This window comes from Rugosimonospora africana, from assembly GCF_016862975.1.
In the GTDB taxonomy this organism is placed as follows: Bacteria; Actinomycetota; Actinomycetes; order Mycobacteriales; family Micromonosporaceae; genus Rugosimonospora; species Rugosimonospora africana.
Window position 1 is genome coordinate 15,120 of sequence record NZ_BONZ01000041.1, and the last position, 26,309, is coordinate 41,428.

The following is a 26,309-nucleotide window of genomic DNA, read 5'->3' on the forward strand; positions in this document are numbered from 1 at the left end:
TCAGCGCAGGTGACGCGCGATCGTCGCGAGAGTCCTCGCGCGCAGCAGCCCGTCGGCCAGTCCCAGGTCCACGATGGAGTCGAAGGCACGCTGATCCCGCGCGGCCGCCCGGACGGCGGCGTCGACCACTCTCGCGCGACCGGTGAGGCGGGCGGCCAGCCGGCTGTGCCGCAGGTGCCGGCCCAGCCGGCGGCGTAGCGCCTCGGTGTAGAGCCGGGCCGGCGCGGCGCCGGCCGTACCCCCGTCGGTCGCACCGCTTGCCGTACCCCCGCCGGCCGTGCCCAAGCCAGCGGCGCGCGCGGCGGCCTGCCCGGCGAGCGAGCCGGACAGCACCGCGTAGAAGATGCCCTCGCCGGTGAACGGATTGATCAGGGAGTACGCGTCCCCGGCGAGCAGCAGCCGGTTCCGTCCCGGGATCGGGCGGTGGGTGGACAGCGGAAGGTGGTGCGCCCGCAGCCCGTCCGCCCCGCCGGTGTCCACGTCGGGCAGCAGCGCGGCGAGCCGGTCGAGCAGGTGCGCCCGGGACAGCGCGGTGCCGCGGAGCACCTCGCCGTACCCGATGTTCGCCCGGCCGTCGCCGATCGGGAAACTCCACGCGTACGCCGGCCACTGCGCCGTCGGGGCGGTGACGATGAGCTGCTCGGCGGCGTCGAGCGCGGGCGCGTACCCGCGAATCGCCAGCGCGACGTACCCGTCCGGGTTGGCCGGCTGGCCGAGGCTGCGGCGTACCAGGGAATAGGCGCCGTCCGCGCCGACCACGGTGCCCGCCGAGATCTCCCCGTCCAGGACGATGGAGTCCGGGCGCTCCTCGATCGTGTGGACCGCGTGCCGCACCAGCGTCGCGCCGGCGGCGACGGCCGCGTCGACCAGGCGGGCGTCGAAGACGGCACGCGGGATGGTGTAGTTGGGCCGCGACAGCCGGCGCGCGACGGCCGAGCCGCCCGGACCGACGAGGTGCAGGGCGGGCACCGGCGCGTACCCGTCGGCCACCCCGGTGACGCCGAGGTCGCGCAGGAGGTCGAGGGTGTGCGCCGCGATGCCGTCGCCGCATGCCTTGTCGCGCGGAAACGCCGCCCGGTCCAGCAGGAGGACGCTGGCGCCGTACCGTCGCGCGGCGAGCGCCGCGGCCGATCCGGCCGGACCGGCGCCGACGATCGCCACGTCGTACCGGTCCATCAGGCCACCTGGCGGTGGGCTCCGGATCCCGCGCGGACTGCCCGCACCGGATCGGAAGAACGGAGCCCACAACGAGGGAACTCAAGGGGACGGATGAGGCCCATCGCCTCACCATACCGATCCTCGGCGCGCCGGCAGAGCCGCTTGACCGAAGCGTGCCCCCGTCGTCGCGAGCGGCTCTCCCCGCGAACGACCGTCCTCGCGGAGCGACCGTCGTCCGGAGGGGACGCACAGTGTGTCCGACGGTGGGCGCGGGCGCGGTGGTTAGGTTCCCAGTGCCGGGACGTGTACGCGGGCCGGCACCTCCCAAGATATCCGGCGTCGGAGTCGGACCCTCTGGGTGCGGGGCGGTCCCCACGTCGCGGTGTGGGGACCGCCTCAGCGCGGCCCCGAAGAGACGCCAGCGACCGGAGACGCCAGCGGCCCCCTGAGCGGCGGTCAGCCGGCGGTCAGCGGCACCGCGGCCTCGTCCGTGTAGACCAGGAAGGTCAGCGTCTCCTGGAAGTACAGGTGGACGCTGGTCGCGTCGTGGGACAGGTACCCGATCGACAGGTCCTGGCCGAGGTGCAGCGCGAAGTCGCCACCCCGGGTCGACACCAGGAACGCCCCGTCGATGGCCGGCGCCCAGATGATGTCGCCGTCCAGGACCCGGTTCAGGTGCTCGCGGATCGGGTACCCGTGGTCGGCCGTCTCGTTCACCGCGGTGTACGCGTCGGCGGACAGCAGCAGCGTGTACGGCCCGTCCACGCCGGCCAGCCGCAGCGCGCTGACCGCTTGGCTGATTGTGTCCGGGTAGCTCCGCACGTCGGCGGGCAGCGCCAGCGCCGGGTTCGACGCGGCGCCCCGGACACCGGTGATGCCGGCGGCCTGGTACCCCTCGAACACCGCCCGGTCCTCGGCGAACGCCATCTGCCGCGCGGCGTCCTTGACCGGCTGCCAGTCCGCGTCCTTGGCGCCGCGCTCCACGTCGTCCACGGCCTGCCGGGACACGGTGAACGGGACCCGCAGCTCGACGAGCGGCTGCACCTCGCGCGCACGGGCCAGTACGCCGGACGCCGGGGCCTCGATGTCACGCAGGTGGCCGGTGCCGATAGCGGACAGCTCGGTACCCGCCGGCCCGTGCACGTCGACCACGCGACGGCCGGCCAGGTGCCGGGTGAAGGTACGCCGGGCTTCGCTCTCGATGTCCGCCCAGGCGGGGGCCGAAATCGGGGCGAGTTCGCGCTGCAGGTTGTTCATGGCCGGTCCTGTCCTTCCGGGTCACGCACTGTCGGTCACGTTTTTGTCGGTCCGTTTTTGTCGGTCACTGTCAGGCTGTCGGCGCCGAACGCGCGGGGCCTCGGCACACCGAGCTTCGAGACACTGGGCTTCGGCACAGTGAGCTTGAGGTCGCCGATCCCCAGCGAGCCGTCCGACTCGGCGGGCTCCGGTCCGGTGTCCGCCGGAGCCGACAGCGACTGGGCCGACGACGACTGAGCCGAGAGCGTCTCAGCCGACAGCGACTCAGCCGACGACGGCAACGGGGCGGGCAGGTCCTCGAGGAAGTCCGCGGTCGGCACGAAGAACAGGCTGCCGGTCACCGCGGTCGAGAAGTCCAGGATGCGGTCGTAGTTGCCGCGCGGCTCGCCGAGGAACATCCGCTCCAGCATCCGTTCGATGACCGACGGGGTGGCGGCATACCCGATGAAGTACGTGCCGAACTCGCCGCGCCCCACACTGCCGAACGGCATGTTGTCGCGCAGGATCTCCCGCTCTGTGCCGTCGGCGTCGACGATCGTGTTCACCGACACGTGCGAGTTGGTCGGCCTGACCTCGTCCGGCAGCTCGACGTCGGACAGCTTCGTGCGCCCGATGACGTGCTCCTGCGCGTCGACCGGCAGCCTGTTCCAGGCGGCCACGTCGTGCAGGTACTTCTGGACGATGACGTAGCTGGCACCGGCGTGGTCCGGGTCCTCGGCGCCGATGGTGACCGCCGCGGTGGCGGCCGGCCCGGTCGGATTCTCCGTACCGTCGACGAAACCCAGCAGGTCGCGCCGGTCGAAGTACCGGAACCCGTGCACCTCGTCGACGACCGTGGCCGCCTCGCCCAGCCGCGCGGTGATGAGGCTCGCCAGCTCGAAGCACAGGTCCAGCCGGGACGCGCGCAGATGGAACAGCAGGTCACCGGGTGTGGACACGGCGGTGTGTCGGTCGCCGACCAGTTCCCGGAACGGGTGCAGCTCCGCCGGGCGGTGCGCGTCGAACAGCCGATCCCAGGCGGTCGCTCCGATTCCCACCACACAGGACAGCCCGCCCTCGGCGGCGCGGAACCCGACCGAACGCTGCAACCCGCCCAGATCGGACAGCAGCTCGCGGACCGCCGGTTCGCCACCCTCTCGCACGGTCATCACCAGAAAGATGGCGGCTGACGTCAGTGGAGCGAGGACGGCCTGCGGTACCGGCCGCACCGGCTCAGTCATCTGCGCTCCGTCCTCCGACTCGCTTGTGCGGCAAGCTTGCCACACACGTGTCGGCAGGGTAACGACCGGTGCGGGCGCAGCCGCCGGGTTGAGTCGAGCGTCACCCGTCGTCCGGCGGGCTGATCCGGACGATAGGCGCCGCCCAGAACGCTGTCCGGGACCACGATGGGCGCGGGCCTCTCGACGGCACGGTGTCGAGTCGGCAAACCTTGCCGATCCGCCCGGTGCATATCGCCGGACACCCCGCGCCGCAGACCGCGTCGTCCACGGTTTGCGGCCCCCGCGCGAGCATGATGGATCGGTGACGGTTCCTCGCGCCCCGGGTGGCAGGCTCAACGCGCTGCGGGAGATGCGCCGCGACCCGCTCGGATTCCTCACCCAGGTACGGCGCGACTGCGGCATGATCGCCCAACTGCCGACGCCCGGTCCCCGGCACTACCTGGTGAGCGACCCGGCGGAGATTCAGCGGGCGCTGACCGCGACCGGCCGTGAATTCGCCAAGGGGCAGAGCCGATCGAAGGACCCGGACCAGCCCGGGTTCCAGCCGCTGCAACGGATACTCGGCCAGGGGCTGCTGACCAGCGCCGGCCCGTTGTGGCGCCGGCAACGGCGGCTGATCCAGCCGATGTTCCACCACGCACGCATCGCCGAGTACTGCGACGTGTTCGCCCGACTCGCCGCCCGCACCGGCGCCGGTTGGCGCGACGGCGAGGTGCGCGAGGTGCACACCGACATGACCGAGCTGACGCTCGCGATCGTCGCGCGTACCGTCTTCGACATCGACCTCGACGCCGCCATCGTGGCGCAGATCCGCCAGTGGCTCGGCGAGAACATGGCCACCGCGCGCCGAGGCGCCGACCTGCCGTGGATGCGCTTCCTCGACCTGCTGCCGCTGCCGTCCACCCGGCGCTGGAACGCCGACCGTCGGAAGCTCGACGGCATGGTGCACGACCTCATCGCCGACCGGCGCGCGGCCGGCGGGTCCGGGAGCGACCTGCTGAGCCTGCTGCTCGCGGCGCGGGACGCGGAGACCGGTGAGGCCATGCCGGACAGCCAGGTCCGGGACGAGGCGGTGACTCTGCTGCTGGCCGGGCACGAGACGACCGCGAACGCACTCGCCTGGAGCCTGCACCTGCTCGGCACGCATCCCGACGCGCAGGCCCGGCTGCGGGCCGAACTGGACGAGGTGCTCGGCGCGGACCGGGAGCCGGGCGGGCAAACGACAGGCGGGCACGCGGCAGGCGGGCACGCGGCAGGCGGGCACGCGGCAGGCGGAGAAACGACAGGCGGAGAAACGACAGGCGGCGGCCGGCCGGGCGCCGCGGATCTGCCGAGACTGCGGTACGCCCTGGCGGTGGTACGCGAGGCGATGCGCCTGTACCCGCCGGCCTGGGTCGTCGCCCGCCGGATGCTCGCGTCCCGGGAAGTCTGCGGGCGCCGGCTGCCGGCCGGCTCCATGCTCGTGTTCAGTTCCTGGGTCGTGCACCGTGACCCGACCTGGTGGCCGGAGCCGGAGAGTTTCCGGCCGGAACGGTGGCTGGAAACCTCGGACCGGCCACGGTACGCGTACTTCCCGTTCGGCGGCGGTCCCCGCCAGTGCATCGGCAACGGATTCGCCGAGTCCGAAGCCGTGATGGCGCTGGCGACCCTGTGCCGGAGTTGGTCGTTCGCGCCGGCGTCGACCGATCCGATACCGCCCCGGCCACTGATCACGCTGCGCCCCGGGTCGGCCGTGCCGATGCTGGTTCGTTCGATCGGTCCGTAACGGCACCGGCCGACGGGCGGCTCATCGGCGGCCTCCGCACAGGCAGCGGTGGACCCGCGTCACTCGGGTGGGTCGATGTCGTACACAGCCAGCCACGCGTCCAGCAGGAACAGGCAGTCGATGAGTTCCTCACCGGCCGGCGTGACGCGGTACCGTACCGGGTCCCGGTCGAGACTGTCCCAACTGCCGGCGCCGCGCTGCCGGGCGATGGTGCCGTGAGCGGCCAGCGCGCCGAGCGCGGCGGCGGCCAGCCGGCGGGACGCGCCCGTCGCGCGGCGCAGTTCGGTCAGGCTGTGCGGGCCTGCGTCCAGGGCGGCCAGGATCTCGGCCACGTACGGCCGGCGGATGAGGTCCAGCACGGCCTGCCCCGGTCGGTTCTGCGGGTGCTCCCCGTCGCCGGGGCGGGGCGGTCGGGGTGAGGCCGTGAAGCCTGTCATGAACCCAGTCAACGAACCGGTCGGCGGCCGGCACAAGGCTGCGAAGCCAATCTCTACACCCTTTTTACGCGGTACGGCGGCGCTCGCGGCCAGGCGTCAAGGCAGTGTCAGGATCCGGTTCGCTGGCGTGGTTATCCCGTCAGGGAGGGTTGGCGGTGGCCCGACCGGGTTCCAGCATGGTGGTGTGGCTTCTCGGGGTAGCGGGCGTTCCGGCGCGGACGGGAGCCGGCGGTGCCCGGACGAGGGCAGCGTGCGCCGGCTGCGGACGGCACCGGGCGTGCGGCCGGGGTTGCCCGGCACCGGGGGCGGGCCGTTGGCGAACGCCGACCGTATCGCCTGCCGCGACCGGGCCGGGGGCACCGTGACACCGCACGTAGGAACACCGGGAGCCGTGGCGGCGCAGGCTGGCGCGGCGCAAGCCAGGGCGGCGACCGTCGACGTGGCGGAGGTCGGGCCCGGGGGCGTCGGAGTGCCGGGAACCGGACCGCAGGACTCCGGGGCGACCGACATCGAGGCGCTGGTGTGCGTGCGCACCGCCGCCCGTACCGATCCGGCCCAGTTCGCGGCGTACCTGCGGACCGAACCCTGCGTGGCACAGGTGTGGCGGGTGGCCGCGGACATCGACGCCGTGGTGCGCGTGTCCTGTGCGAGCCTCGCCGACCTGGACGCGGTCGTGGGGAGGATGCGCCATCGCGGTGGCGCCGCGGAGACGGTGACCTACCTCGTGCTGCCGTCGCAACCCCAACCCCAACCCCAACCGCAACCCCAACCCCAACCGCAAGCGCAGCCGCCGTTGCTGTCGCAGCCGTCGGTCCGCGTTGTCCGGGGAGCGCTGGACGCGTAGCGCCGAACCATCCGGGCCGGCGCCGCGAACCCGCCTGTGGGCTTACCCGTCGCCGCTGTTGAGGGTCTACCCGTCGTCGCTGTTGGCGGTGCCGTCCTCGGGCGCACCGCCGTCCGCGGCGGCCGGCAGCTTGTACGTCGCCGCCCAACGGGCCCACTCGGCCAGCGCCTCGTACACCCGTACCCCGCCCTCGATCGTGATGCGCATCGACTGCACCTGCGGCGTGGAGCCGAACTCGCCGGCGTCCTTACGTTCGGCGTAGGCGCGGTAGATCGCGGCCTGTTCGGTGTAGAACTCCGCCTCCCTGGCCAGGTGCCGTGCGAGGTCGTCGGGCTCCATGAGCCAGAAGAAGTACGAGCGCAGCAACGCCTCCAGCCGTACGGTGTGGTCCACGTCCACCTGGGTCAGCCACCGCCGTACCTCCGCGCGGCCGGCCTCGGTGATCCGGTACGCCTTGCGACCGCGCGGCCCGTGGCTGTCGATGTCGATCAGCCCGCCGTCGACCATCCGCCCCAGCTCGGCGTAGATCTTCGGGTGCTGCGCCGGCCATAGCGCGCCGAGTACCTCCTGGAAGCGGCGGGACAGGTCGTACCCGCTCGCCGGCCCCTCGGCCAGCAGCCCCAACAGGCCGTGTCGCAGCGACATGCCGTTCCTCCCTAGTGGCGCCGGTCACACGCGGGTGGCTTGACCGGTGCGCCGCCCGTGGATCAGTATCACCTGTACCCAAGGACATGTCCCTTAGTACATGACTGGAGGACCAAGTGGTAACCGATTCACGAGCGATCCTGATCACCGGCGCGGGCGCCGGCATCGGCCTCGCCGCCGCACGAGCCCTGGTCGAGCGGGGGTTCACGGTGTACGCGGGGCTGCGCGGCCCGGCTCCGGCGGAGCTTGCCGGCGCGGTACCGGTCACTCTCGACGTCACCGACCCGGACAGCGTGGCGCGGGCAGCGGAGCAGGTCGCCGACCGCCAGCGCGGCCAGGGGCTGCACGCGATCGTCAACAACGCCGGCGTGATCGTGCAGGGGCCGCTGGAACTGGTACCCGAGGCGGAACTGCGCCGGCAGTTCGAGGTCAACGTGTACGGCCCGGTACGGGTGATGCGATCGTTTCTGCCGCAGCTGAGGCAGGGCCGGGGCCGCATCGTCAACGTCACCGCACCGACGGCGCGAGTCGCGGTACCGTTCGCGGCCCCGATCTCGGCGAGCAAGGCGGCGCTCGCGGCGCTGTCGGACGCGGTCCGGCTCGAACTCGCCCCCTGGGGCCTGCCGGTCGTTCAGGTGGTACCGGGCGGCACGGCCACGGAGATCTTCGCCAAGGCGGACCGGGCAAGCGTCGAGGCACTGGCCACTGTGGACCCCGACGGTGTCGGGCTCTACCGCTCGGCGCTCGACGCGGTCGCCGCGGCGACCGCGAGGCAGCGGCTGGACCCGGTGGCGACGGCGGTGCGGGCGGTGCTCTCGGCGACGTTGGACGCGCGGCCGAAGACGCACTACGTGGCCGGCAACGCCCGGGTGTTCGCGATGCTGGCCAGGCTCCCGATGGGCCTGCGCGACCGGATGGTGGCCCGCGCGCTGGGCCTGTCCGCACTACCGGCGGCCAGCTGAGATGGCGGACTGGCTCACTGGGTCGCACTGGCCCAGTGAGCTGGTGGCCTCACTGGGCTGGTGGCCGCGTTGAAGCCGACGCAGTTGTCGGAGGTGGGGCCCGTCGTTGAAGGCCGTGCAACGTGTCGGGCGGCTGCGGCGTGTAGCTGGTAAGTGGGTCATACCCGGCGAGCCTCACCCGGGTGCGACACGCCGGACAACGAGGACAAGTTTGGGCAGCCTGGCGCCCGGGAACGACGGACACTTCGAGACATTGGCATCGAGGACAGGTATAACGGGCATCAGGTGGGGGCAGTCGGGCGTGACCCGCGGTGACCGGCGACAAGAGTCGGGCGACCCGGGTCGGCGACCCGGCGACCGGGGATACGGGACCGGCAACGAGGCAACCGGCAATGACTGGTAGGGGAGGGGATCGCGATGCGGATCGAGGAACGCGTACGTTCGACGAACGAACCGGTGCCGGTGCACGGCCCGCCCGCGCGGCGCCGTTCGAGGCTGCTCGCGTCGCTGGCGCTGGCCGTACTGGCCGCCACCGTCACCGCACAGGTGACCGCGTGCTCGGGGTCCGGGGGATCGCCGGGCTCTCCGAGTTCTCCGGGACAGGCTGGACCGTCCGCGTCGGCGACGGGTTCCCTGGCGGCCGGCACCGAGACCGGGGCCGCCGGCAGCTCCGCCGCCGCGAAGCCACCGGGCGGGCCGGTACCGCACGGGTTCGTCGCCCAGGACTTCACGTTCGCCAGCGCGGACCAGGGCTGGCTGCTGGGTACGGCGCCGTGCTCGACGAAGCCCTGCACGTCCATCGTGCGTACCACCGACGGGGGCCGCACCTGGGTCGGCATCCCGGCACCCAAGGCCGAGCTGGAACCCAACGGACAGAACGGCTGCGACGCGAACCAACTCTGTGTGCGCGCCCTCAGGTTCGCCCTCTCCACCACCGGATACGCCTACGGCTCCACGGCGCTGTACCTGACCCGGGACGGCGGGCTCACCTGGACCAAGCAGTCCGGGCAGGCGGACGCGGTCGAGCTCGCCAACGGCACCGCCCTGCGGGTCAGCCACGACACCCAGGGCTGCCCGCCCGGCTGCGGGTACGAGGTCTCCACAGCGCCGGTCGGAAGCGCCAACTGGCAGGCCGTCACCGCACCCGGCACGCTGACCGGCAACGCCGTGCAATTGCTGCGGGCGGGGCACCACGCCTACCTGGCGGTGTACCGCAACCCGGCCGGCGGCGCGGAGAACGCCCAGGCGACGCTCGCCACGTCCACCGATGACGGCCGGCACTGGACGACCCGCGGCGACCCGTGCGGCACCGACGCCGGCAAGGAGGGCGACACGACCCAGCTGGCCGTCGGGCCCGAGGGATCGCTGACCGTGCTGTGCCTGGTACGCGGCGACGCGAGCGGGTACGTGATCACGTCCACCGACGGCGGCGCGACGTTCGGACCGCACCACCGCACCCCGAGTACCCGCCCGGACGCTGTCGGAGCGGCCAGCCCGACGACGATCATCGTCACGGTGGCCTCGGTGCTCTACCGCAGCACCGACGCTGGCGCCTCGTGGGCGGCGGTGTCGCACGCCCCCGCGCCGCCGGCCAACAGCGACGGCCACCCGGTCATCGGCTTCGAGAACGCGCAGACCGGCCGCTGCGTCCTCGGGTCGGCGGCGGTGCTCACCACGACCGACGCGGGCCACTCCTGGAAGACGTACAAGTTCGCCTGACGCACGACCGCACCTGACGCACAACCGCGCACCCGGGCCCGCGCCGCCGCTGCGGGCCCGGGCCGTGCTGCCGAGCACACGATCCGTTACCGCACCCCAGGTTGTATATAGTGGCCTGCGTCTTGCCGGCGGTTCCCGGTCGGCGGGACGGCCGACCAGCCGCCCGACGGTGGCCGGCGGCCGCACGGCACGGGTGATGTGGAGGCGCCGACGTGGTGGACACGGCCGATGTCGCGTTCGTGATGGCCGGCACGCGCGGCCTGGGCCTCGCCTCGGCGGTGGCGCTCGCCGAGCAGGGCCATCCGGTCGCCGTCTGTGCCCGCACGGCGGACGACGTCGAGCGGGCGGTGACGCGGCTCGAACGGCACGGGCCCGCGTTCGGCGTGGTCGCCGACGTGAGCGACGCGAGCGCGCTGAACGACGCGGTCGTGGCCGTGCGGGACAAGCTCGGCCCGATCGGGGTCCTCGTCGCCAACGCCGGAGGCCCGCCGCCCGGGGACTTCTTCACCGCGACCGACGCGGACTGGGACACCGCATACCAGCTGACCCTGATGAGCGTGGTCCGCGCGACGCACGCGGTGCTGCCCGGGATGCGCACCTCCGGGCGGGGCCGGATCGTCGTCATCGGCTCGTCGAGCGTCCGGCGGCCGATCCCGAACATCATGCTCTCCAACGTCTTCCGGCCGGCGATCGACGGCCTGGTCAAGGACCTCTCGGTGGAACTGGCCCCGCTGGGCGTGACGGTCAACATGGTCGCGCCCGGCCGGATCGACACCGACCGGGTGCGCGCGCTGGACGCCGGGGCCGCGGCCCGCCGGGGTGTGACGGCCGAGGAGGTACGCCGCGACTCGGAGAGCCAGATCCCGATGGGACGGTACGGCAGCCCCGAGGAGTTGGCCGCGTGCGTCGCGTTCCTGGCGTCACGTGGAGCGTCCTACGTCACCGGGCAGTGCATCCTGGTCGACGGCGGGATGGTGGCGACGCTGCCGTAGCACCGGCGCCACTGCGGCAGCCGCGACCGCTGCCGTGGCACCGGCGGCTGCCGTGGCACCGGCGACGCGGCTCCGGCGCCGCGGCACCAGGCCCGCCGTCCGAGAGAGGGCCCGTTCGAGAAAGGGCGTCGATGCGCTTCGCGACTCTGCTGTGTGACGGCGTCGAGCAGTCCGTTGTCGCCGTACCCGGCGGACGATGGGCGCCGCTGAACCTCGTCGACTCCGGGCTCACCGGTGACCTGCTCCGGCTCGTCGAGCGGGTACCCGACGCCGGCACGCTGGCCGCCCTCGCCGACCGGGCACGGTCGCTGCCGGAGCGCGACCTGGTATCCGCCGGCGGAGCGGTATTCCGGTCGCCGTACCGCAGGCCGCGCAAGATCTGGGGCATCGGCCTGAACTACCGGGAACACGCCGCCGACCTGAGCGCCCCGCATCCCGAACAGCCCGCCTCGTTCCTCAAGGGCGACCACACCATCGTCGGCCCGGGTGACGACATCGTGCTTCCGCGCCAGAGCCAGCGCGTCACGGCCGAGGCGGAGTTGGGCGTCATCATCGGCCGCACCGCCCGCGACGTCCCCGAGAAGGATGCGTTCGCACACATCTTCGGCGTGTGCGCGATCCTCGACCAGACGGCGGAGGACATCCTCGCGCAGAACCCGCGCTACCTGACCCGGTCGAAGAACTTCCCGACGTTCTTCTCCTTCGGCCCGGAGGTGGTGACGCTCGACGAGCTGGCCGGCTACGGTCCGGACCTGGAGCGGCTGGACATCGCCACCGTGGTCAACGGCCGCACCGTGCGGGCGAACACGGTCGCCAACATGGCGCACGGCCTGCGCCGGCTGGTCAGCTTCCACAGCGAACTCATGCCGCTGTTCCCCGGCGACATCATCTCCACCGGCACCCCGGGCGCGGGCGTCATCCGGCCGGGCGACCGGGCGCAGGCCCGGGTGGGCCCGTTGACACCGCTGACCAACCCGGTCGTCGCGGATCCGCTGATCCGGCCGGAGGGAACGGCCCCGTCCGAAGGAAGAGGTACACCATGACGCTGTCCCGCGAGACCCGCGGCGTGTACGCCATCGCGCCCACCCCGTTCACCGCGGACGGCGGGCTGGACCTGGCGTCGGTGGACCGGATGGTCGAGTTCTACACCGCGGCGGGCGTGACCGGGCTGACCATCCTCGGCCAGCTCGGCGAGGCACCCAAGCTGGACCACGACGAGGCGCTGGCGGTGGTGGAACGGGTGGTCACCCGTGCCCCGTTCCCGGTCGTGGTGGGGGTGTCGGCGCCCGGGTTCGCGTCCATGCGCTCGCTGTCGGCCAGCGCGATGGACCTCGGCGCGGCGGGCGTGATGATCGCCCCGCCCTCGACGCTGCGCACCGACGACCAGATCGTCAACTACTACGCCGGTGCCGCGGCCGCGATCGGTGCCGGCACCCCGTTCGTCATCCAGGACTACCCGCTCACCTTCGGTGTGGTCATGACGCCCGAGGTGATCCGCCGGATCGCGGTCGACAACCCGAACTGTGTGATGCTCAAGCACGAGGACTGGCCGGGCCTGGAGAAGATCTCGGCGCTGCGGGCGTTCGAGGCCGAGGACCGGATGCCCCGGCTGAGCGTGCTGTGCGGCAACGGCGGCCTGTTCCTGGACTTCGAAACGGAGCGGGGCGCCGACGGCGCGATGACCGGGTACTGCTTTCCGGAGATGCTCGTCGACGTCGTGTCGATGGCGGCCGCCGGGCGGCGGGACGAGGCACACGACCTGTTCGACGCGCACCTGCCGCTGCTGCGTTACGAGCAGCAGCCCGGCCTGGGCCTCGCGGTGCGCAAGTACGTGCTGGCCCAGCGCGGCGTCCTGACCACGGCCACGCAGCGGACACCGGCCAGCCGGCTGTCGCCGGCCGCGATCGCGGAGGTGGACTACCTGCTGCGCCGGCTGGCCCGGCACGACGACCGCGCCAAGCTGGACTGAGCGGCCACCCGAACAGCCGCAGTTTTCCCTCCCGAAACAATTGATCTCTAGACTCGACGACTCACGGGGGACGCCACCGCGGGGTCGGTGGCCGGGCCCTCCGATGAGCGAGTCGCTATCACAGTGGGAGGGGACAGCGAATGGCGGTTGCCGTACCCGGCGTGGACGTGCTGGTCCGGCCGGCGGAGCCCGGGGATCTGGGGGCGGTCGCCGGCATCTACGAGCACTACGTGCTCGGCAGCGTCGCCACGTTCGAGGAGGTACCGCCGGGCGTCGCCGACTGGCGGCAGCGGCTGGACGACCTGACAGGGCGCGGGTTGCCGTTCCTGGTCGCGACCGTGGGCGGGGAGGTGGCCGGCTACGCGTACGCCGGCCCGTGGCGGCCGAAACCGGCGTACCGCCACACCGTCGAGGACTCGATCTACCTGGCTCCGGGACGCACCGGCCAGGGACTGGGCCGGGCCCTGCTCGGCGCGCTGCTGGCCGGCTGCCCGCGAGCCGGGGTGCGGCAGGTCGTCGCCGTCATCGCGGACACCGGCAGCGACGCGTCGGCGGCGCTGCACCGGTCGTTCGGGTTCACCGACGCGGGCCGGCTGGTCGGCGTGGGGTACAAGCACGGCCGGTGGGTCGACACGGTACTGATGCAACGCGACCTCACCGGGTCTGTCCACATCGGACAGTGACCCGGCGGGACGCTCGGCGGCGGTGCGGGCCGGTCGAGTGGACCGGGAGGGCGGCTCCGGTTGCCGGCCGGCCGGGTCCACTCCGGGTGAGGCGGCGACGTGAACCGCGCCCCGGCACCGGGTCGCGGCCGTAGCGTCGGAAAGTATGGCGGTGGACCGGTCCTGGCGCAGCGACGACCGGCGGTACCTGCTCGACCAGGTCGTCGACGAGCCCGGGGTCGAGTACCGGCTGTGGGACGCGGACGGCGCTCCGGTCGGGGAGGCGGCCGGGCCGGAGGAACTGCGGCGGCTGCTGGCCGGACTGGGCGTCGACCTGGACCGCATGGAGTCGGTACCAGTCGATGACCCGTGGTGCGAGTAGCCGTCGTTTGTGCAGGTGAAGTGCCGTTTGGTGGGTTCGCCGGCGGCGAGATCCCGCCGTACCGTCGTCGGCGTGGCCGAGTGGATCCAGGGCAGCTTCAGCACCCCGGACGGGCTGTGGCGCGTGGAGGCGATCCGGGAGCGGAACCGCTTCTGGTACCGGCTGTGGCACGTCGACCGGATCTACCAGGACCGGTTGGTGATCGGTACGGTCGAGTACTTTCTGGGCCAGAACGGCGTCGACTGGGCCGACCTCGTCGAGGACTGAGCCCGGCTCGGCGGCAGGTATACGCTCCGCGTGTGGCACCGAGCCAGACCGCCGGCATGTCGCCCACCGCGTGGGCGGTGCTGGGCGCGGTCGCCGAGGGGCCGACGCACGGCTTCGCGGTGGCGCAACTGCTGGCGGCGGACGGCGCCCTGGGGCGGATCTGGACCGTGCCGCGTCCGCTGGTGTACCGGGAACTGGGCAAGCTCGTCGAGCGGGGCCTGATCGACCAGGGCGCCACGGAACCCGGTGACCGCGGCCCGACCCGTACCATCGTCGAGGTCACCGCGACCGGCGCCGGCCAGGTGCGGGGCTGGCTGGTCGAGCCGGTGGACCGGGCCCGCGACGTACGGTCGCTGTTCATGCTCAAGCTCGCGCTGCACGACCGCGCCGGTACCGACAGCCGTCCGCTGCTGCTCGCCCAGCGCCAGCGGCTCGAGCCGGAACTGGCCCGGCTGGACGCGCTGAGCCAACGCAGCGGGGGATTCGACCGCACGCTGGCGCTCTGGCGGTCGGCGTCCTACCGCGCGGCGCTGGACTTCATCGACCAGGTCCTCGCCGATAGCGACGATCTCAAACCGTTGCGCAACCGTGCTGAGGACGGCGGCCGGGTCCGGTAGTCAGCATGTGACTACTACGATACGGTCGGGTCGTGCTGCTGTCGTCTCGCATCTCCCCACACTCTGCCGTCCACACAGCCACTCCCGGCCGCATGCGCACTCCCGGCCGCATACGCACCGCCGGCCGCCCGCGCACCGCCGTGCCCGGCCGCGTCCGTGCCGTCGCCGCGGTGGCGCTGCTCTCGGCAGCGCTCGCCGTCGCCGGCTGCGGTTCGTCGAACCCGTCGTCGACCGGTTCCGCCCCGACCGGCGGTGCCTCGGCGGGCAGCGTCCCGAAGGGCTCCGGCCCGGTCAACGTGCTCTACGCCGGTTCCCTCGTCGACCTGATGGAGAAGCAGATCGGTCCGGCCTTCACCACCGCGACCGGATACAAGTTCACCGGCTTCTCGGCCGGCTCGACCGCGCTGGCCACCCAGATCAAGGGCAAGGTGCACCCCGGCGACGTGTTCATCAGCGCGAGCCCCACCGTCAACACCTCGCTGGAGGGCGCGGCCAACGGCAACTGGGTGTCGTGGTACGCGACGTACGCGTCGTCGCCGCTGGTCATCGGGTACAACGCGGGCAGCAAGTTCGCCGCCGACCTGAAATCCAAGCCGTGGTACCAGGTGGTCACCGAGCCCGGGTTCAAGCTGGGCACCACCGACCCGGCGACCGACCCGAAGGGCAAGCTCGCCGCCCAGGCGATGACCACGGCCGCGACGAGCGAGAACCTGCCGGCGCTCAAGGCCGTGGCGGCGAACAAGTCCACTGTGTTCCCGGAGGAGACTCTGGTCGGCCGGCTGCAGTCCGGCCAGCTCGACGCCGGATTCTTCTACTCCAGCGAGGCGGTCGCGGCGAACATCCCGACCGTGCCGGTCACCGGGCAGGACCTCAAGGCCACCTACACGGTGACCGTGCTCAACCAGGCTCCCGACCAGGCCGGCGCCGAGGCGTTCGTCGGCTACCTGCTCGGCCCCGACGGGCTGAAGGTTCTCAAGCAGGACGGGTTCAACCTGGTCACGCCGCCGACCGTGACCGGTAGCGGGGTGCCCGCCAGCCTGAGCGGCGTACTGTCCGGTCAGTGATCTATCGCGCGTCCCGCAGCCCGCTCACCTGGTTGGGCGGGCTGCTGGCGTTGTACCTGCTGGTTCCCGTCGTCGCGTTCGCCGTCCGGTTCGCCGGCTCCGGCGACCGGGGCTTCCACAGCCCGGGACTGTGGTCCGCGGTCGGGGTGTCCGTCGAGAGCGCCACCATCTCCGCGGCCATCATCGCGATCGTCGGCGTTCCGCTGGCGAGCTGGCTGGCCCGCTCCCGGGGACCGGTGGCGTCCACGGTCGGGGTGCTCGTCCAGCTCCCGCTGGCACTGCCGCCGGTGATGAGCGGGATCATCCTGATCTACCTGGTCGGGCCGTACACGAAGCTGGGCCAGCTCTTCGGCGGCCGGCTGACCGACTCGGTGGCCGGGGTCGTGATCGCGCAGATCTTCGTCGCGTCCCCGTTCCTCATCATCGCCGCCCGGTCGGCCTTCGCCGCCGTCGATCCCGCGCTGGAGGAGGTCGCCGCGAGCCTGGGACACCGGCCGCTCGCCCGGTTCTTCTCGGTCAACCTGCGGGTCGCCGGCCCCGGTATCCGGGCCGGCCTGATGCTCACCTGGTTGCGGGCGATCGGCGAGTACGGCGCCACGGTCCTGCTGGCCTACCACCCGTACTCGATGCCGGTCTTCACCTACGTGCGATTCTCCGACACCGGCATCCCGCAGACGCAGGCACCCACCGCGCTGGCCCTCGGGATCGCCGCCGTCGTCCTGATCCTCGGCCAGCTCCGCAGGCCCGCCCGGCTGCGCCGGCGCCCGCCGATGCCGGAGGCCCGCGCCCCGCGCCCGGCCGCCCCGACCACGGTCGCGTTCGACCTCGACGTCGCGGTGGGCACGTTCCGGCTGCGGCTGGACCATCGGGCGACCAGCCACCGGATCGCGATCCTCGGCCCGTCCGGCTCGGGCAAGTCCATGACGCTGCGCGGCATCGCCGGACTGCTCGGCGCGTCCGCCGGAACGGTGTCGTACAACGGGGACGCGGTCACCCGGATCCCGACCGAGGCCCGGCACATCGGGTACGTGCCGCAGGGACTGAGCCTGCTGCCCGGCCGCACGGTCTGGCAGCAACTGCTGTTCGCCGACGGCGCCGACCCGCACCTGGCCGCGTGGTGGCTGCGGACGCTGCACCTCGACGGGCTGCGGCACCGGCTGCCGCACCAGCTGTCCGGCGGCCAGCGGCAGCGCGTCAGCCTGGCCCAGGCCCTGACCCGCGACCCACGGCTGGTACTGCTCGACGAACCGTTCTCCGCGCTCGACGCCCCGGTCCGTGAACAGTTGCGCCGCGAACTGCGCCGGCTCCAGCTGGACATGGGCCTGTCCACGGTGCTGGTCACGCATGACCCGGAGGAGGCGGCGCTGCTCGCCGACGAGATCCTGGTCATCGACAACGGGGTACTGCTGCAGGCCGGGCCGCGCTCGCAGGTGTACGGGCGGCCGGCCTCCCCGCAGGTCGCGCGGCTGCTGGGGATCCAGAACCTGCACCACGGTACGGTCACCGGACCGGCCGAGCTGACCGCCGCGGGTACGGCCATCGCGGTCGAGGCCGGGGACCTGCCGACGGGTACCGAGGTGCTGTGGTGTGTCCGGCCGGAGCACGTGACGATCGGCGGATCGGGCGGCTACCCGGCGACGGTCCTCGACTGTGCCGACACGGGTACCACGCTGCTGCTGACGGTGGAACTGGCCGGTGGCCCGGCGCTGACGGTCCGTACCGTGGCCGGGGTCGGCGGGGTCGGTGGCTCCGGCGGGGCTGGCGCTGCGCTGGGCGGTGCGGCCGGCGGGTCAGCGGGCGGCTCGGGCGGAGTCGGGGACCTCCGGGCCGGCGACGCCTGCCGGATCGGACTCGATCCATCGGCGATCACCGTCTGGCCGCGCGGCGAGACCGGAGCGTGGCCCGGGGGAGTTGTCCTGAATTCGACGGCCGCGACCGGTTGACCGGGTTTTGGTCCGGACGTCGCGGCCGTTTGGGGTACCCCTTTCGGGGTAGATGTCCGCGACGGGCGAGGGAAGGGAATCGACAGAATGCAATGGGAAGACAAGTCTGCCTCTGTCGGTGACTACCAGATTCACTACAAGCAGGCGGGTTCGGGGGCGCAGGCCGTCGTTCTCCTGCACGGCATCCCGACCAATTCCTTTCTGTGGCACGGCGTCATCCCCCACCTGAGCCAGACCTACACGGTGATCGCGCCCGACCTGCTCGGCTACGGATCGTCCGACCGGGCGCCGCAGGACGAGTTGGCGCTGCCCAACCAGGCGGAGCACGTGGTGAAGCTGCTCGACGCCCTCGGCATCCAGCAAGCGCACTTCGTCGGTCACGACCTCGGCGGCGGGATCGTCCAGATCCTGTCGGTCAAGCATCCGGAACGTGTGTTGAGCATGGTCGCGGCCGACGCGGTCTGCTTCGCCAACTGGCCGCTGCCGAAGGTCTCCGCGATGCTCTGGCCCACCGCACCCGAGTTCGAGCCGAGCACCACGTTGATCGGGCAGATGATCCGTGGCGGGGTCTACAACCCCGAAGTCGTGACTCCGGCGGTGCTGGAGGCGTTCACCGCGCCGTTCGCCTCTCCCTCCGGTCCGGAGGAGCTCACGCGCGCCGCGTCCGCGCTCGACCACCACCAGACCGAAGACATCGTGCCGGACCTGCCGAACGTGTCGGTTCCGGTGACCCTCCTGTGGGGACAGCACGACCCCTACACCACGCCGTTCTGGGGTCAGAAACTCCAGGAATCCATCCCGAACGCGACTCTGAAGATCCTGCCTGACTGCAGTCACTACTCCATGCTCGACAACCCCGAGCTGGTATCCCGCGAACTGCTGGAGCACCTGAACACCCAGCGGTAGCCACCAGCGATGACACCCAGCGACAACGCTCAGGGATGAGGCGCCGGTGAGCGAGGAACCCGGGTCGCCCCATGTGCGGCCGGAGGAGAACTCGCGGCACGGTCGCCTCTCGGTACGGCTGCGCCCACCGGTCGCCGGCGACGCCCGGACCGGGTTGCGGCACCACGAGGGGCCGACCGGCGACCTGCTCGCGGCCAGCTACGTACCCGCGCCGGTGGACGGCGGCCCCTATCGTCTGGTGCTGCTGCTGCACGGCGCCGGTGGCGCGCCCCGCCAGGCACTCGACCTCCTGCTGCCGGTCGCCGACCAGAACCGGTTCCTGCTGCTGGCTCCCCAGTCGTCGGCGAGCACCTGGGACCTCATCCTCGACGGCTACGGACCCGACGTGCGCCGGATCGACCGGCTGCTGGAGGAGGTCGTCGACTCGTACCCGGTGGAACACGTGACGATCGGCGGGTTCTCCGACGGCGCCTCGTACGCCCTGTCCCTCGGGCTGACCAACGGCGACTTCTTCGACAGCGTGCTGGCCTTTTCCCCCGGATTCGCCGCGCCGCTGCTCACCCACGGCCAGCCGCGCGTGTTCGTCTCGCACGGCACCGGGGATTCCGTGCTGCCCATCGACCGTTGCAGCCGCCGGATCGTGCCATGGTTGCGGACGCTCGAGTACGGCGTGACCTACGACGAGTTCACCGGCGGTCACGAGGTGCCGGAGTCGATCGTCACGAGCGCCACCGGCTGGCTGCTCTCCGGCGCGGACGCCAGCCTGTACCCGCAGTCACCACCGGTCTGAAGTCGCCACCGGTCTGAGGATCACGCCGACGGGTCGAGCGGCGGCATGGCGCCCAGGGACCGGAACCGGCTCGTGGCGTGCCAGGCCAGCTTCGGCTCCGTCATGATCTGGTTCCTCGCGGATCCGAGACCGCTGAGCTGTGCCACGGTTGTGCCGGACCGCAGCAGCCTGACGGTGGCGTCGACGTCTTCGGCGAACGCGCGGATCAGCGTGGCGGTGTGATACAGGTAGGCCCGCGTCGTCTCGACGAGCAGTGACTCCGCCGCGGTGCGGCCTGTTCCGGGACCGGACGCCTGCGGAGTCTCGACCGCCAACCGTTCGAGCTCGCCGGCGTTGGTCGTCTCCGCGGCGAGCGCGAGCCAATCGATGACGGCGGGCGCGACCGCTGCCTGCGCGGCGTAGCGGATCTGCGCGTTGAGGACCGCTGCGATGTCGCGTCTGATCAGGCTCTGGGCCAGAACCGGGAACTCACCACGCAGCCCCTCGGAAATCAGCTCGGCCAGGCTCAGCACAACGCGGATCAGCTCCCGTGGCAGGCCGCCCGAGAGCGCGTGACACAACAACAGGTACGGCCGGGGAAGCCAGATGCCGCGCAGCCCCAGCAGCGTTCCCGCGCCGGTCAGCAGGAGCGGCCGCACCGCGACGACGCCGTCGAACGCGCTGTCGAGCATCGTCCGGACGCCCATGGCCCGGCGGTCGAACGCGGCGAGGGCGTCTTCGGAGACCGCCACGAGGAAGTAACAGCCCCGCACCCCGAACATGGCCTTGAGGTCGTTGAGGAACTGTTCCGCCTCGTCGGCCGAGGCGATCTTGTCCAGTTCATCGATCCCGACGATGACCCGTCCACCCGCGGCGCGGTGTTCCAGCCCGGTGAGGTCCAGGAGGTTCCTGAACTGCGCCACCAACTCCGGATAGGTGGGCACGTACTCCACGCGCTGCACCTGCCGCGACGCCGACAGTTCGAGGGCGCCAGGCAGTTGCACCTTCCCGTCCCGCGACCGGGACAGCGTCGACTGGTACCGCAGCGAGTCGAGCTGGTGGCTGGCGGCGATCGCGGCACCGCTCATCGCCGAGGCCCGGTCGACGGAGGGGCGGCCAGCCCAGACGGTCCACACAGTCCCGCCGACGATCAGCACGATGCCCACCACCAGCAGCAGCGTGCGTAGGTCGGCATGCCCGTGGTTGGCCAGCGACGCGAGCGACGGGCCGATGATGTAGCCGACGACGGCGATGACGCCGAGCACCGTGACGGCCGCGGGCAGCACCCGCGGCATCCCGCTTCTCCGGTGGGCGACGCGCTCACCACCCGGTGGCGCGCGGTCTATCACCCGCCGGCACACCTCGGCGAACAGGTACACCAGGAAGTCCCGTCGATCGTAGGAGACCGGGGCCTCCACGAGTACCCGCAGATCCGCGCTTCCGGTGGCGAACTGCCGCGTGCAGAACTGTCGCAACAGGGTGCTCTTCCCGGCCCCGCGTGAGCCACTCAAGCCGATGCTCGCGCTGTCCAACCGGCCGAGCAACCACTCGATCCGGTCGGCTGCCGCCGTTCTGACCAACTGATCGGAGCGCCGCAGCCCGCCCAGCCGCGCCGGATCGACGTCCGGCAGGACGAGCGAGTACTCGTCCCGATCCCGGATCAGGTCGGCGCGGATCAACGGCATCACACCGTCGCGAGCGAGCGCCGCCAGCCAGTCGGATCTGGCCTGTCTCGCGGCGTCCCGGTAGCTTGTGATGCCGACCCGGTCGGGCCAGTCCGTGGGGCGATCGGAGCGCAGCCGTTCCAGATCCCCGGCATAGGGCAGAGAGAAGACCAGCAGGATGAGTGCCACCGGAAAGGCGAGCGCGTCCCACCGCATGACGATCCCGATCGTGTGCCCGGTGAGCCCCGGCGTGAAGGCGGTTGCGCCGGCGGCGCCCGCCGCCCAAGCGTAGTAAGGGATTGTCGCGATCGCCGACCACCGGGATCCGCCGGCGGATGACGTCCGGTGGCTGCGTTCCAGCAGGACGACGCCGACGAGGAGAACGTTCAACCCCGCCGCGATCGCGGTGAGAGACACCTCCTCGATGGCCAGACCCAGGGCGACGCCCGGTGTCATCCACACGATCGCGCGGTACGCCGGGATGAGCCGTGCCCAGACGGGACGGACGTAGCCGCGCCTCATCCGTTCGAGCGCGTCCTGAAATCTGACGTACTGCTGTTCGCTGGTCTCCTGTACCGCGTCGGTGTTGTCGGCGATTGCCTCACGCACCAGGTCGACCACCTCGGCGCGCCGCTCCCGGAGCGGATCGGCACCCAGGTACGCGACCGTCTCGGGAAGCCCGAGTACCTCCTCGACCACCTCATCCACGACCCGAGGCAGCCCATCCCCCTCGGGGCGCCTCGCCGGCTTGCGTTCCGGGGTCGGGCGCTCGTCCGGGCCTTCGCGTCCGGGCTCCGTGAGGATCACGGACAACGCCGTGAGCGCACCGATCACGGCGATCGTCACGATTTTCAGCCGGTTGTCGATCTGGTCGTAGATCGTGCCGAGCACGGCTCCGAGAGCACCGGCGACGCCCGCGATGACGAGGCGGTACGGGTGCAGGGCACCCAGCAGATCACGGGCGCGGCGGCGGAGTCTGGCAAGCGATCGCAGCACCGGGACGCGCTTCACTCGTGAGCCTCCTCCGGCACGGTCCGACCGTACTCGGGAACATCATCTATTGGTACGGGTCTGGCCCACCATCGCCGGAGGAGGTCGATTTGCCGGGGCGCGGGGTGCCGGCGCGGCAACCGCTGAAATCGTCGGTGCCCGGCGTTAGTCTGCGGAGGTTGTTCTCACCGATGTATGTTCGCGTCTGTCAAGGAGGACTCTTGTGACGTCCCGCCTCAATCCCTACATCGCCTTCACCGACAACGCCCGCGCGGCCATGGAGTTCTACCACGGGGTCTTCGGTGGCAAACTCACCATCGCCACGTTCGGCGAGGCCGGTTCTCCGGACGCCTCGATCGCCGACAAGGTCATGCACGCGATGCTGGAAACCGACGACGGATACACCCTGATGGCGTCCGACACGCCGCCGGGGATGTCCCGGACCTACGGCGACAGCATCACCATCAGCCTCAGCGGCGACGACGCCGACCGGTTGCGCGGCTACTGGGACAAGCTGTCCGCCGGGGGCTCGATCTCCGTACCGCTGGAAAAGCAGATGTGGGGCGACGAGTTCGGCCAGTGCAAGGACGGCTTCGGCATCTCCTGGATGGTCAACATCGCTGCCCCGAGCGCCTGACGGCCTTCACCGCTTCCGGGCGCCCGCCCGCTCGTCGAGGAATTCGCGGAGCAGCGCGTTGATCTCGTCGGGATGCTGTTGCGGCAGGGTGAAGTGGGTGGCGTCCGGAAGCGTGACGACCCGCGCCGCGGGAAGGACTCGGCTGGCCACGTTTGCCATCTTCTGGGTCGGGTTCTGCCGCGACGCACCGGCGAGGACCAGCAACACCGGGGCGGCGAGCGTGGCCAGCCGGTCGCCCCGGATCAGCTTCGGCCAGACCAGTTTCGTGGGGCCGCCGAAGGACATCGACCACAGCTCGAGCCACTGCTGGTCCAGCTCGCGTCCACCCGTCTCCCACCGGATGAACGAGCGCCGTCGGGCGTCGCTGGGGCTGAGGAACAGCGGGATCGCGCGCAGCCGGAAGCTCAGCTTCTCGGTGCACAGGCACTCGGTCGGGTCGAGCAGCACGAGTCCGCCGACGCGCCGCGGTGCGTGCAGGGCAAACTGCGTGGCGAGCCAGCCGCCGTACGAGTGGGCCACGACCACGGCGTCGGAGACCCCGAGCGAGTCGAGCGTGTCGTCGAGCCACCGCATGAGGTCGGGCAGGCCGGTGATCGGTTCTCCGTCGTAGACGCTGCGTCCCGAGTCGCCGATGACGTCCACGGCGACGACCCGGTGGGTACCGGCGAGCGCGCCCACCGTGCGCCACCACACCGTGGACGTCGAGCCGCCACCGTGCAGCAGCAGGACCGCCGGCCCGTCGGGTACGCCGCACACGTTGACCCGCGTGGTGCCGTGGCGCCCCGGAACGTCGACGGACTCGTGCGGCACAGGCCACCGGGCGAGCATCGCGTCGTACCGGGCGAGGAACGCGTCGTTGACCTGGGGAGACCCGTTCTGGTGAGACATCGGCACCTCATCTAGTATCTCGGTCATGAAGTATCTCGACCATCAAGCTATCTGGCCGCTCCCGGCCGGGCAACGGCGGGGGTACGCGCGGTGAGCCCCGCGACGCCACCGGCGCCACCCCCGGACCCGCCGCTGCCTCCCGGCCCGACCCATTCCCCGGACTCGGCACTGTCTCCGGGCCCGGCCCCTTCCGCGGACTCGGCGCCCCCCGCGGACCCGGCGCCGATCCCGGAATCGGCATCGGGCATGCGGATCGTGCACCTGCTGCGGGCGGTGACCGTGAGCCTGGACGCGTTCGGCGCCCGGTTCGCCGCCGCCAACGGGCTGCACCCCACCGACCTGCGGGCGATCATCGACCTGCTCGACGCCGAGCGCGCCAGTGTGATGGCCACGCCCGGATGGCTCGGCGAGCGGCTGAGCCTCAACTCCGCGTCGGTGACCGCGCTGGTCGACCGGCTGGAACGCGCGGGCCAGGTCCGGCGCGAACCCCATCCGCACGACCGGCGACGGGTGCGCCTGGTCGTCTCGCCCGAGGCGAAGGCGCTCGGTTGGGCGTTCTTCGGACCGCTGATGTCCCGGGTGGTCGGCATGCTCGACGGGTACGGCGAAACGGAGCTGGCCGTCGTCCACCGCTTCCTGAGCGAGACCGCCGGCATCGTCGCGGACGTGACCGGGCCCGGGCCGGCACGCGTCACCCGCGACGACACCGCTTGAACGCTTCAGCGCGTCAACCGGACCCCGGGGAGTGGCTGCCCGACCGCGACAGGCTACTCATTTACCTATTCGCATCGAAGAATGCAAGGGTTGACACTTAACCGTTTCAGTGGTCTTATCGCTGTCACATTCTTCGATGGCCAACTTTCCCGGGGTGACGGTGATGGGTGGACGCGTCTCGCGTCGGCTGCTCGCGCTCGGCGCGGCGGGCATCCTGCTCGGTTCGACGGTGGCGTGCGGCGGCGGCAAGTCCTCGACCGCGGCCGCCGACCGGATCCTGAACGTGTTCTCCGGGGCCAACACCGGATTCGTGGCCAACTTCAACCCGTTCTCGCAGAACTCGCTGGTCGGCACGGACAGCATGCTCTACGAGGCCCTGATGTACTTCAACGGCGGCAAGGCCGACGACGTGCAGCCACAGCTGGCCACCGCGTACACCTTCGGCGACAGCGGCAAGTCGCTGACCTTCACCCTGCGGGACGGGGTGAAGTGGAGCGACGGGCAGCCGTTCAGTGCGCAGGATGTGGCCTTCACCTTCAACCTGTTGAAGGACAACACGAAGACGAACCTGCAGGGCCTGCCGGTCACCGGCGCGACCGCCACCGACCAGACCCACGTCACCGTCACGTTCAGCCAGCCGGTCTACACCCGGCTGATGCTGATCGCCGGCCGCACCTGGATCGTGCCCGAACACATCTGGTCGAAGGTGACCGACGCCTCCGCGTACACCAACGACAAGCCGGTGGGGACCGGCCCGTTCGTGGTCAAGTCGGTGAGCCCGCAGAGCTACCTGTACGCGCGCAACCCGCACTACTGGGACGCCGGCAAACCGAAGATCGCGGGGATCCGCTTCCACCAGTACAACGGAAACGACAGCGCCATCGCCGCGCTGGCCGCCGGCCAGCTGGACTGGACCGGCCTGTTCATCGCCGACATCGACAAGCAGTACGTGGCCAAGGACTCGAAGGACAACAAGTACCTCAACGAGTCCCAGCTGTACGTCACGAACCTGATCCCCAACCTGGCCAAGGCGCCGTTCAACGACCCGGCCGTCCGCAAGGCGGTCAGCCTGGCCATCGACCGGGACCAGCTCATCAAGTTGGCCTTCTCCGGCTACGGCAAGCCGGCCAGCCCGGTGGAACTGCCCCGGCCGCTGTACGACGACTACATCAAGCCGGAGTACCAGAACCTGACGCTGCCCTACAACCAGCAGCAGGCCGAGCAGACCCTGCAGCAGGCCGGCTACACCAAGGGCGCGGACGGCTTCTACGCCAAGGGTGGCAAGCGCCTGTCCTTCACCGTCAAGGTGGTGCAGGGCTACAGCGACTACATCAGCGCCCTGCAGATCATGACGCAGGAGCTGAAGTCGGCCGGCATCGAGCTCAAGACGCAGCAGGAATCCTTCACGGCCTTCTCCACCGACCAGCAGACCGGCAACTTCGACGTCATCATCACGAACCTGTACGCCGACGGCCCCAACCCGTACAGCTGGTACGAGCGAGCGTTCGCGGGTTGGACGACGAAGCCGCTGGGCCAGGAGGCGGGCTCCAACTACGGCCGGTTCCGCGACTCCACAGTGGACCAGGCGCTGACCGCTATCCAGGCGCTTCCACCGGACCAGAAGGACGCCATCAAGGCCCAACTGTTCAAGGCCGAAGACGTCATCGTGGCGCAGCAGCCGTACATTCCGATCCAGCAGTCGTCGGCGCTCATCGAGTACCGCACGAACAACTTCACCAACTTCCCGACCGAGCAGAACCACTACGCTCTGGCCACCCCGTTCAACGGTCCGGACATCGGCATCGTGGCGAAGAACCTGGAGCCGGTGGGATAACCGG

General features: G+C 71.4%; 25 protein-coding genes. 18 read left to right on the top strand and 7 right to left on the bottom strand.

Annotated features, from left to right (window positions below):
- From Raf01_RS21995 to Raf01_RS22005, 3 genes are all read right to left on the bottom strand, one after another.
- The gene (locus Raf01_RS21995) at positions 1-1,176 is read right to left on the bottom strand and encodes an NAD(P)/FAD-dependent oxidoreductase (protein WP_203919853.1); all 1,176 of its coding nucleotides are present in this window, start codon (positions 1,174-1,176) and stop codon (positions 1-3) included.
- A 438-nt stretch (positions 1,177-1,614) separates the two neighbouring features.
- Entirely contained in the window at positions 1,615-2,415 is an 801-nt protein-coding gene (locus tag Raf01_RS22000; protein WP_203919854.1) for a family 1 encapsulin nanocompartment shell protein, read from the bottom strand.
- 35 nt (positions 2,416-2,450) lie between these two features.
- Entirely contained in the window at positions 2,451-3,635 is a 1,185-nt protein-coding gene (locus tag Raf01_RS22005) for a Dyp-type peroxidase (protein WP_203919855.1), read from the bottom strand.
- Positions 3,636-3,936: 301 nt separating this feature from the next.
- On the opposite strand from Raf01_RS22005, the gene Raf01_RS22010 reads away from it, so the two are divergent.
- Entirely contained in the window at positions 3,937-5,400 is a 1,464-nt protein-coding gene (locus Raf01_RS22010; RefSeq protein WP_203919856.1) for a cytochrome P450, read from the top strand.
- Positions 5,401-5,459: 59 nt separating this feature from the next.
- Here the strand turns inward: Raf01_RS22010 and Raf01_RS22015 are convergent, their stop codons facing one another.
- A complete protein-coding gene (locus Raf01_RS22015; RefSeq protein WP_203919857.1) occupies positions 5,460-5,837 on the bottom strand; it encodes a winged helix-turn-helix transcriptional regulator in 378 nt (125 codons plus the stop codon).
- A 184-nt stretch (positions 5,838-6,021) separates the two neighbouring features.
- Between Raf01_RS22015 and Raf01_RS22020 the strand changes: the two genes are divergently transcribed.
- Complete coding sequence (locus Raf01_RS22020; RefSeq protein ID WP_203919858.1) at positions 6,022-6,681, top strand: Lrp/AsnC ligand binding domain-containing protein; 660 nt, start codon at positions 6,022-6,024, stop codon at positions 6,679-6,681.
- Between the two features lie 66 nt (positions 6,682-6,747).
- Here the strand turns inward: Raf01_RS22020 and Raf01_RS22025 are convergent, their stop codons facing one another.
- The gene (locus Raf01_RS22025) at positions 6,748-7,326 is read right to left on the bottom strand and encodes a PadR family transcriptional regulator (RefSeq protein ID WP_203919859.1); all 579 of its coding nucleotides are present in this window, start codon (positions 7,324-7,326) and stop codon (positions 6,748-6,750) included.
- Positions 7,327-7,442: 116 nt separating this feature from the next.
- On the opposite strand from Raf01_RS22025, the gene Raf01_RS22030 reads away from it, so the two are divergent.
- The 13 genes from Raf01_RS22030 (at position 7,443) to Raf01_RS22090 (ending at position 19,599) form a co-directional block, all read left to right on the top strand.
- Complete coding sequence (locus Raf01_RS22030; RefSeq protein WP_203919860.1) at positions 7,443-8,288, top strand: SDR family NAD(P)-dependent oxidoreductase; 846 nt, start codon at positions 7,443-7,445, stop codon at positions 8,286-8,288.
- Positions 8,289-8,705: 417 nt separating this feature from the next.
- Positions 8,706-10,007 carry a WD40/YVTN/BNR-like repeat-containing protein gene (locus Raf01_RS22035; RefSeq protein WP_203919861.1) on the top strand — a complete coding sequence of 434 codons (1,302 nt, stop codon included), beginning with the start codon at positions 8,706-8,708 and terminating at the stop codon, positions 10,005-10,007.
- A 212-nt stretch (positions 10,008-10,219) separates the two neighbouring features.
- Positions 10,220-10,999: an SDR family oxidoreductase gene (locus tag Raf01_RS22040; RefSeq protein ID WP_203919862.1), complete on the top strand. Its 780-nt coding sequence runs from the start codon at positions 10,220-10,222 to the stop codon at positions 10,997-10,999.
- Between the two features lie 131 nt (positions 11,000-11,130).
- Positions 11,131-12,042 (top strand): fumarylacetoacetate hydrolase family protein, encoded by a 912-nt coding sequence (locus Raf01_RS22045; RefSeq protein WP_203919863.1) that lies wholly within the window; start codon positions 11,131-11,133, stop codon positions 12,040-12,042.
- Positions 12,039-12,968, top strand: a complete 930-nt coding sequence (locus tag Raf01_RS22050; RefSeq protein ID WP_203919864.1) for a dihydrodipicolinate synthase family protein — start codon at positions 12,039-12,041, stop codon at positions 12,966-12,968. The genes Raf01_RS22045 and Raf01_RS22050 overlap by 4 nt, the downstream gene beginning before the upstream one ends.
- Positions 12,969-13,108: 140 nt before the next feature.
- The gene (locus tag Raf01_RS22055) at positions 13,109-13,651 is read left to right on the top strand and encodes a GNAT family N-acetyltransferase (RefSeq protein WP_203919865.1); all 543 of its coding nucleotides are present in this window, start codon (positions 13,109-13,111) and stop codon (positions 13,649-13,651) included.
- A gap of 145 nt (positions 13,652-13,796) precedes the next feature.
- Positions 13,797-14,012: a hypothetical protein gene (locus tag Raf01_RS22060; RefSeq protein ID WP_203919866.1), complete on the top strand. Its 216-nt coding sequence runs from the start codon at positions 13,797-13,799 to the stop codon at positions 14,010-14,012.
- A 72-nt stretch (positions 14,013-14,084) separates the two neighbouring features.
- Positions 14,085-14,279: a hypothetical protein gene (locus Raf01_RS22065; protein WP_203919867.1), complete on the top strand. Its 195-nt coding sequence runs from the start codon at positions 14,085-14,087 to the stop codon at positions 14,277-14,279.
- 32 nt (positions 14,280-14,311) lie between these two features.
- Complete coding sequence (locus Raf01_RS22070) at positions 14,312-14,896, top strand: PadR family transcriptional regulator (protein WP_203919868.1); 585 nt, start codon at positions 14,312-14,314, stop codon at positions 14,894-14,896.
- Positions 14,897-14,988: 92 nt separating this feature from the next.
- Positions 14,989-15,960 carry an extracellular solute-binding protein gene (locus Raf01_RS22075; protein ID WP_203919869.1) on the top strand — a complete coding sequence of 324 codons (972 nt, stop codon included), beginning with the start codon at positions 14,989-14,991 and terminating at the stop codon, positions 15,958-15,960.
- Positions 15,957-17,903, top strand: a complete 1,947-nt coding sequence (locus tag Raf01_RS22080) for an ABC transporter ATP-binding protein/permease (RefSeq protein WP_203919870.1) — start codon at positions 15,957-15,959, stop codon at positions 17,901-17,903. Before Raf01_RS22075 ends, Raf01_RS22080 begins: the two co-directional genes overlap by 4 nt.
- A gap of 87 nt (positions 17,904-17,990) precedes the next feature.
- The gene (locus Raf01_RS22085) at positions 17,991-18,809 is read left to right on the top strand and encodes an alpha/beta fold hydrolase (protein WP_203919871.1); all 819 of its coding nucleotides are present in this window, start codon (positions 17,991-17,993) and stop codon (positions 18,807-18,809) included.
- 46 nt (positions 18,810-18,855) lie between these two features.
- Positions 18,856-19,599 (top strand): alpha/beta hydrolase, encoded by a 744-nt coding sequence (locus Raf01_RS22090; RefSeq protein ID WP_239133804.1) that lies wholly within the window; start codon positions 18,856-18,858, stop codon positions 19,597-19,599.
- 20 nt (positions 19,600-19,619) lie between these two features.
- Here Raf01_RS22090 and Raf01_RS22095 read toward each other — a convergent pair whose 3' ends face one another.
- Positions 19,620-22,253, bottom strand: coding sequence for a hypothetical protein (locus Raf01_RS22095; protein ID WP_203919872.1), 2,634 nt, complete (start codon positions 22,251-22,253; stop codon positions 19,620-19,622).
- 202 nt (positions 22,254-22,455) lie between these two features.
- Between Raf01_RS22095 and Raf01_RS22100 the strand changes: the two genes are divergently transcribed.
- A complete protein-coding gene (locus Raf01_RS22100) occupies positions 22,456-22,869 on the top strand; it encodes a VOC family protein (protein ID WP_203919873.1) in 414 nt (137 codons plus the stop codon).
- Between the two features lie 6 nt (positions 22,870-22,875).
- Here the strand turns inward: Raf01_RS22100 and Raf01_RS22105 are convergent, their stop codons facing one another.
- Positions 22,876-23,757, bottom strand: a complete 882-nt coding sequence (locus tag Raf01_RS22105; protein ID WP_203919874.1) for an alpha/beta fold hydrolase — start codon at positions 23,755-23,757, stop codon at positions 22,876-22,878.
- Positions 23,758-24,003: 246 nt separating this feature from the next.
- On the opposite strand from Raf01_RS22105, the gene Raf01_RS22110 reads away from it, so the two are divergent.
- Positions 24,004-24,471, top strand: a complete 468-nt coding sequence (locus Raf01_RS22110; protein WP_203919875.1) for a MarR family winged helix-turn-helix transcriptional regulator — start codon at positions 24,004-24,006, stop codon at positions 24,469-24,471.
- Between the two features lie 136 nt (positions 24,472-24,607).
- Positions 24,608-26,305, top strand: a complete 1,698-nt coding sequence (locus tag Raf01_RS22115; RefSeq protein ID WP_203919876.1) for an ABC transporter substrate-binding protein — start codon at positions 24,608-24,610, stop codon at positions 26,303-26,305.
- Positions 26,306-26,309 lie beyond the last annotated feature (4 nt).

Excerpts from the sequence above, each read along its gene's own strand:
- Raf01_RS21995 (WP_203919853.1), bottom strand. The coding sequence starts at position 1,176 with ATGGACCGGTACGACGTGGCGATCGTCGGCGCCGGTCCGGCCGGATCG.
- Raf01_RS22000 (WP_203919854.1), bottom strand. The coding sequence starts at position 2,415 with ATGAACAACCTGCAGCGCGAACTCGCCCCGATTTCGGCCCCCGCCTGG.
- Raf01_RS22005 (WP_203919855.1), bottom strand. The coding sequence starts at position 3,635 with ATGACTGAGCCGGTGCGGCCGGTACCGCAGGCCGTCCTCGCTCCACTG.
- Raf01_RS22015 (WP_203919857.1), bottom strand. The coding sequence starts at position 5,837 with ATGACAGGCTTCACGGCCTCACCCCGACCGCCCCGCCCCGGCGACGGG.
- Raf01_RS22025 (WP_203919859.1), bottom strand. The coding sequence starts at position 7,326 with ATGTCGCTGCGACACGGCCTGTTGGGGCTGCTGGCCGAGGGGCCGGCG.
- Raf01_RS22035 (WP_203919861.1), top strand. The coding sequence starts at position 8,706 with ATGCGGATCGAGGAACGCGTACGTTCGACGAACGAACCGGTGCCGGTG.
- Raf01_RS22045 (WP_203919863.1), top strand. The coding sequence starts at position 11,131 with ATGCGCTTCGCGACTCTGCTGTGTGACGGCGTCGAGCAGTCCGTTGTC.
- Raf01_RS22050 (WP_203919864.1), top strand. The coding sequence starts at position 12,039 with ATGACGCTGTCCCGCGAGACCCGCGGCGTGTACGCCATCGCGCCCACC.
- Raf01_RS22055 (WP_203919865.1), top strand. The coding sequence starts at position 13,109 with ATGGCGGTTGCCGTACCCGGCGTGGACGTGCTGGTCCGGCCGGCGGAG.
- Raf01_RS22060 (WP_203919866.1), top strand. The coding sequence starts at position 13,797 with ATGGCGGTGGACCGGTCCTGGCGCAGCGACGACCGGCGGTACCTGCTC.
- Raf01_RS22075 (WP_203919869.1), top strand. The coding sequence starts at position 14,989 with ATGCGCACTCCCGGCCGCATACGCACCGCCGGCCGCCCGCGCACCGCC.
- Raf01_RS22085 (WP_203919871.1), top strand. The coding sequence starts at position 17,991 with ATGCAATGGGAAGACAAGTCTGCCTCTGTCGGTGACTACCAGATTCAC.
- Raf01_RS22105 (WP_203919874.1), bottom strand. The coding sequence starts at position 23,757 with ATGTCTCACCAGAACGGGTCTCCCCAGGTCAACGACGCGTTCCTCGCC.
- Raf01_RS22110 (WP_203919875.1), top strand. The coding sequence starts at position 24,004 with ATGCGGATCGTGCACCTGCTGCGGGCGGTGACCGTGAGCCTGGACGCG.
- Raf01_RS22115 (WP_203919876.1), top strand. The coding sequence starts at position 24,608 with ATGGCCAACTTTCCCGGGGTGACGGTGATGGGTGGACGCGTCTCGCGT.